This window comes from Longimicrobium sp. (assembly GCF_036387355.1).
GTDB lineage: Bacteria > Gemmatimonadota > Gemmatimonadetes > Longimicrobiales > Longimicrobiaceae > Longimicrobium.
This window is the reverse complement of the sequence record NZ_DASVTX010000261.1, coordinates 1-5,677: the sequence shown is the minus strand read 5'-3', so window position 1 is coordinate 5,677 and position 5,677 is coordinate 1. Positions and strand designations below refer to the sequence as shown.

Annotated in this window: 5 protein-coding genes; all 5 read right to left on the bottom strand. The window is 71.1% G+C overall.

Annotated features, from left to right (window positions below; all coding sequences use genetic code 11):
• The coding region (locus VF665_RS11310) for a hypothetical protein (protein WP_331053539.1) at positions 1-430 on the bottom strand (430 nt) is incomplete at its 3' end.
• Entirely contained in the window at positions 427-1,785 is a 1,359-nt protein-coding gene (locus VF665_RS11305) for a dipeptidase (protein ID WP_331053538.1), read from the bottom strand. The genes VF665_RS11305 and VF665_RS11310, both read right to left, overlap by 4 nt.
• 205 nt (positions 1,786-1,990) lie before the next feature.
• Positions 1,991-3,178 (bottom strand): glycosyl hydrolase family 28-related protein, encoded by a 1,188-nt coding sequence (locus tag VF665_RS11300; protein ID WP_331053537.1) that lies wholly within the window; start codon positions 3,176-3,178, stop codon positions 1,991-1,993.
• A gap of 320 nt (positions 3,179-3,498) precedes the next feature.
• Positions 3,499-3,705: a type II toxin-antitoxin system HicB family antitoxin gene (locus VF665_RS11295; RefSeq protein ID WP_331053536.1), complete on the bottom strand. Its 207-nt coding sequence runs from the start codon at positions 3,703-3,705 to the stop codon at positions 3,499-3,501.
• A 31-nt stretch (positions 3,706-3,736) separates the two neighbouring features.
• Positions 3,737-5,677, bottom strand: a 1,941-nt coding sequence (locus VF665_RS11290) for an ATP-dependent metallopeptidase FtsH/Yme1/Tma family protein (protein ID WP_331053535.1), incomplete at its 5' end; no start/stop codon positions are given.

The following is a 5,677-nucleotide window of genomic DNA, read 5'->3' as shown; positions in this document are numbered from 1 at the left end:
CCTCCGAATCCCGCTCCGTGCTAAGGATGTCGACGATGCGGTTGTTGGTCACCCGCTCGCCGCCGATCTCCGCGCGGAAGGAGTAGAAGACCCGCTCCAGCTCCGCCGTGTGCGCCACCAGCTGGTCGATGGTGGCGCGCGGCAGCTGGTTGGGCGTCATCTCCAGGTCCAGCACCCGGAGCGTGCGGTGGAGCAGGGGATCGGCGATGCCGTCCGAAGCCAGCCACCCGCGAACGCGCGCGGCGGCCTCCGGATCGGAAAGCAGCGCGCGGTACTCCGCCCGGGCGCGGGTGCTGCGGTCCAGCGCCTCCTCGCCCCCGCCCGTGGCCGCGTCCCACCAGGCGCGGTTGGCGTCGGTGTTCAGCGGCGCGGCACGCTCCTCCAGCTCCGCGACGAACGCCCGCGCCTCCTGCTCCACCGCCGTGCTCACCGCAGTTCCTCGTACATCCCGGCGATGGCCTCGGCGCCCTTCTGAAAGTTTTCCACCGACATCCACTCGTTGGGCGCGTGCGCGTTCTCGCCCGGCAGCCCGAACCCGATCAGCAGCGCCTGCGCGCCCAGCGTTTCCTGGAACGCCTGCACGATGGGGATGCTTCCGCCTTCGCGGATGAACACCGGCTTGCGCCCCCACGCGCTTTCCAGCGCGCGCGCCGCCGCGTCGAACACGGGGCCGCTCCCTTCCGCGTGCCAGGGCTGGCCGCCGTGCAGCGCCAGCACCTCCACCGTCACGCCTTCCGGCGCCAGTGATTCCACGTGTTTGGTGAACAGCTTTTCCACCTCGTGAAAGTCCTGGTCGGGCACCAGCCGCATGCTGATCTTGGCCATGGCGCGCGCGGGGAGCACCGTCTTGGCGCCCTCGCCGGTGTAGCCGCTCAGCAGGCCGTTCACGTCCAGCGTGGGGCGCGCCCAGATGCGTTCCAGCGGCCCGAAGCCCGCCTCGCCGCCCAGCCGGGGGGCGCCCACTTCCTTGCGCAGGTTCTCCTCCTCGAAGGGCAGCCCGGCAATCCCCTGGCGCTGCTCCGCCGTCAGCTCGCGCACGCGGTCGTAGAAGCCGGGAATGGCCACGCGCCCCTGCTCGTCGTGCAGCTGCGAGATGATGCGGGCCAGCGCGTTGGCCGGATTGACGACGGCGCCGCCGTAGGCACCGCTGTGCAGGTCCGTGGACGGGCCCTGCACGCGCACCTCCATGTACGCCATTCCGCGCAGCCCGGTGGTGATGCTAGGCAGCCCCGGCGCGAACATCGTGGTATCGCTGATGACCACGGTGTCGCAGGCGAGCCGCTGCGCATTGTCCTTGAGGAACGCCGCCAGGTTGGGCGAGCCGATTTCTTCTTCGCCCTCGATGCAGAAGACGACGTTGACGGGAAGGGTGCCGCCGTCCGCCAGCAGAGCCTGCACCGCCTTGACGTGCAGGTACACCTGGCCCTTGTCGTCCACGGAACCGCGGGCGTACAGGTTGCCGTCGCGCACCTCGGGCTCGAACGGCGCGCTGGTCCACTCGTCCAGCGGCTCGGGGGGCTGCACGTCGTAGTGGCCGTACACCAGCAGCGTGGGCGCGCCCTGCGGGGCTCCGCGCCACTCGCCCAGCACCACGGGGTGCCCGGCGGTGGGAATGATCTCCACCGTGAGGCCGGCTTCGCGCATGCGGTCCGCCAGCCAGTCGGCCGCCGCGGCGGTGTCGGCCTTGTGCTCGCTCTTGGCGCTCACGCTGGGGATGCGGAGCCATTCCATCAGCTCGGACAGGTGCTGCTCGCGGTTGCGCTGCAGAAATTCGGTCGCGGACATCGGCTCGCCGGTCATGGGGTTCAAGAAAGCGCCGTCCCGCCCAAGATACACCGCCGCCGCGCCCCTGCCACCCCCGGCGCGCTCCGACGCCGGCCCGCGGGGCGGGGGCAAGCAGGCGACGGAACACGCCGGCCTGCCGCTGGACGCAGAAGGCCCGGCCGCCCTGGCCGGGCCTCCCGCCCGATTGACCGCCGCGCCGGCGCGGTCAGCTGGTAAAGGTGGACGCCGCGAAGCTGGCCTTTTCGTCCATCACGGACACCGTCACGTCCGCCGCGCCGGGCTCGATGGCCACGTTCCCGGCCGGGTGCGACGTGGCTTCGCTCGGATTCAGAAGCACCAGTCCTTCCACGTGTACCTGCCGCGCGCCCGCCTTGACGCGGATGGCGGCGCTGTTCTGCTGCACGGTGAAGTCCTTGGCCAGCCCTCCGATCACGCGGACGTTGCGCGCCGCGGCGCCGCAGTACAGGCCGGTGACGTTGGGCGCGGTGGGCGTCGCGAACGCCGGGTTGGTGATCGTCACACCGACGGCGTCGTTGATCGCCATCTGCGGCTTGGTCGCCTTGCCCTCGAAGAAGACGCCGTCGAACAGCAGGTTGCGCGTACCGGAATCCAGCTGCACGCCGGCCCCTCCGTTGGTTGCCTCGATGCGCGTATTGATGAACACGTGGTTGCCGCCACCCTGAATGCGCAGCCCCGTGTTCATCTGCAGGTCCACGTCCGTACGGAAGTTCTGGAACATGCAGTGCGACGAGTTCTGCAGCGCGAATCCCACGTTGCCCCCGAACACCGCCACGTCCTGAAACTGGCAGTTCAGCGCGCCGTCGAACACGGCGACGTTGCCTGTAACCGGGGTGTCGCCGTTGGCGCTCCTGCCGCGCAGGTACACGTTGCGGAGCGTCGCCTGCACCAGGCGCTCGCTCAGCAGATTGTTGGTGGGCATGGTGTAGGCGATCACGGTACCGTCGTCCGTCCGCGAAAGCTGCAGGTCCTGGATGCGGAAGAAGTCGGTGCGCTTGCCGGTCTGGAAATCCCAGCGCAGCAGCGGGGTGCCGGCGTCCAGCACGCCGGCGGGCGCATGGAGCACGGACGTGCCCGGCCCGGCGCCCACGAGCGAAAGCGGAAGCGCCACGCGCGGGCGAAGGTCGCCGGGAACGTCGGGGACGGGGTACCGGGGCAGCACCAGGCCGGGGTTCTCGATCCGGTACTCACCCGGGGGGAAGTAGATGATGCCGCCGCGCGCGCTGGCGCCCACCGCGGCCGCGTTGATGGCGCTCTGGATCGCCTCGGTGTCGTTGACGATTCCGTCGCCCTTGGCGCCGTACGCCCGCACGTTGAACACCTGGCCGCCGCCGTCGGGCGCGGCGGGCGGGGCGGGAGGATTCTGAGCAGGCATGGTACGCTCCTGGTGCGGAGGTTCGCGTCGCTCGGGCTCTCGGCGCGGCCGCGACGAACGGCCATTCCGGCGAGCCGCATCCCCGGGTCTTCGGGTGATGTTCGGGAAAGCTACCGCGACCCTCGCCCGCGCGGCAGGCCAACGGCGTACTCGGTGTGGGGGCCGTCCCAAGTGGATGGAGGCGTGGCCAGGGACGCCGGACGGGGATCGAATCCGCCGGCGGAAGGGGAGACCGCCGCGCGTGGAGGGGCCGCGCGCGTTGCAAACGAAAAAGGCCCGGCCGTGTGGCCGGACCTTTCGGTGGGAAGATCCGAGGCAGATCATGGAGACTCCGACGAGGCCTCCTGTGGCCTCAGCGGCGGAGCACCGTCGCGAACCAGTTCCAGCATCTCGGAGCGCGCGGATGCCAGGTTCGCGAGCAGTTCCTCGCGCGTCTCGCCCTGCGAGTTCACGCCCGGCATCTCTTCAATCCAGCCGATCCAGTACCGACTGCCTTTCCGGATCACCGGCGTAAACTCGTCCGTCATCATTCTCGTCCGCGGAGGAAAGGGAACGGCTTCAGCTGGCCAGCCGCGCCTGCGGAGCCAGCGGCGCGGTCAGCGCCTCGTTGAGCCAGGCCGGGCGGGTGAGGCCGGCCTCGTCCATGATCTCCACCGCCTCGTCGCCCTCGATGGTTTCACGGTCCAGCAGCGCGACGGCCAGCGCGGCCAGCGACTCGCGGTTCACCTCCAGCACCTCGCGGGTGCGGCCGTACAGCCGCTCCAGAATGGCCTGCACCTCGCGGTCCATCCGGGCGTGCGCCTCGGGGCTCAGGCTCCCCATCTCGCCGTCGTGGATCAGCAGCCCGGTGCCGGTGCCCATCCCCAGCTGGTACACCATCTTGCGCGCGATGCCGTTCACCTGCTGCAGGTCGTTCTGCGCGCCGCTGGTGATGGCGAGCGGCCCGAACACGAGTTCCTCCGCCGCGCGGCCGGCGAGCCCCTTCATGATCTGCGCTTCCAGGTAGCTGCGCCGGTACAGAAAGCGGTCGTCGCTCGGGGCGAAGTAGGCCACGCCCATGGCCTGCCCGCGGGGCTGGATGGTGACCTTGTGCAGCCCGTCCTCCGGCGCGCAAAGCACGCCCACAAGCGCGTGCCCCGCCTCGTGATACGCCACCGTGCACCGCTCCTGGTCCAGCGCGCGGAAACCCTTGCGCTCCTTGCCCAGCAGCAGCCGGTCGCGCGCGGCGTCCAGGTGCGCCCACCGCACCTCGTCCTCCTGCCCGCGCGCGGCGTTGATCGCCGCCTCGTTCAGCAGGTTGGCCAGCTCCGCGCCCGTGCTCCCCGGCGTCAGGCGCGCCAGGCGGGCCAGGTCCACCTCGCCGGCCAGCGGAATGCCGCGCCGCCCCACGTGCAGCCGCAGGATCTCCTCGCGGCCGGTGACGGAGGGCGGGTTCACGCTCACCATGCGGTCGAACCGGCCCGGCCGCTTGAGCGCCTCGTCCAGGTCGTCCGGCCGATTCGTGGCGGCAATGACGACGACGCCGGCCAGGGGGTCGAATCCGTCCATCTCCACCAGAAGCTGGTTGAGCGTGCGGTCGTCCTCGTTGTGGCCGCGGTTGCGGCCGCGCTTGCCGCCAAGCGCGTCGATCTCGTCGATAAAGATTACGCCGCCCCGCTTGCGCGCCTTCTTGAACAGCGCCTTGATGCGGCTGGCGCCCATCCCCACCAGAAAGCCCGTGACCTCCGAGCCGGAGATGGAAAAGAAGGGGACCCCCGCCTCTCCCGCCACCGCGCGGGCGAGCAGCGTCTTGCCCGTTCCCGGCGGGCCTACGAGCAGCGCGCCCTTGGGAATGCGCGCGCCCAGCAGCGCGAACCGGTCCGGTGCGCGCAGAAACTCCACCATCTCGCGCAGCTCCTCGGCCGCGCCCTGCGTTCCCGCGACGTCGTCGAATGTCACGTCCGACTTGCCCGTGCCGCCCAGTTCGCCCTCCGCCCCGCCGGGCCGCATCTGGCGAAAGAGCACGTAGCCCACGCCGATGAGCAGCAGCGCGGTCACCAGATAGCGCAGCGCGGATTCCGGCGTGGCGTGCGCGGGCGCCGTCGCGAGCGTCAGGCGCACGCCGGCGGCTTCGGCGCGGGCGGCCAGCGCGTCCACCTGCTGCACGGGAAAGTCGACCAGAAAGTCGGGCTCGGTGCCGTTGGCCGCGCCGCGAGGGCCGGCCCACTCGCCCAGGATCACGTCACCCGGGCGCACCGTGAGCGCGGACACCTGCTTGCGGGAGATGGCGGACAGCAGCTCGGTGTACGCCAGCCGCGGCAGTTCCGGCGCCCGCGCGGCGGACCACGCCCAGAACCCGGCGATGAACGAGAGCAGAACGAGCCCGGCGATGCCCAGGCGCATGGGCCAGGCGCTCGCGGACGTCTGCGCGGGGCGGCGGGGCAGGGGCTTGCCCGGGCGCGTGGAGGCCGAGGGCGGCGCGGTGCCGGATGCGGGTTCCGGGTCGGGAGACCGTGAGTG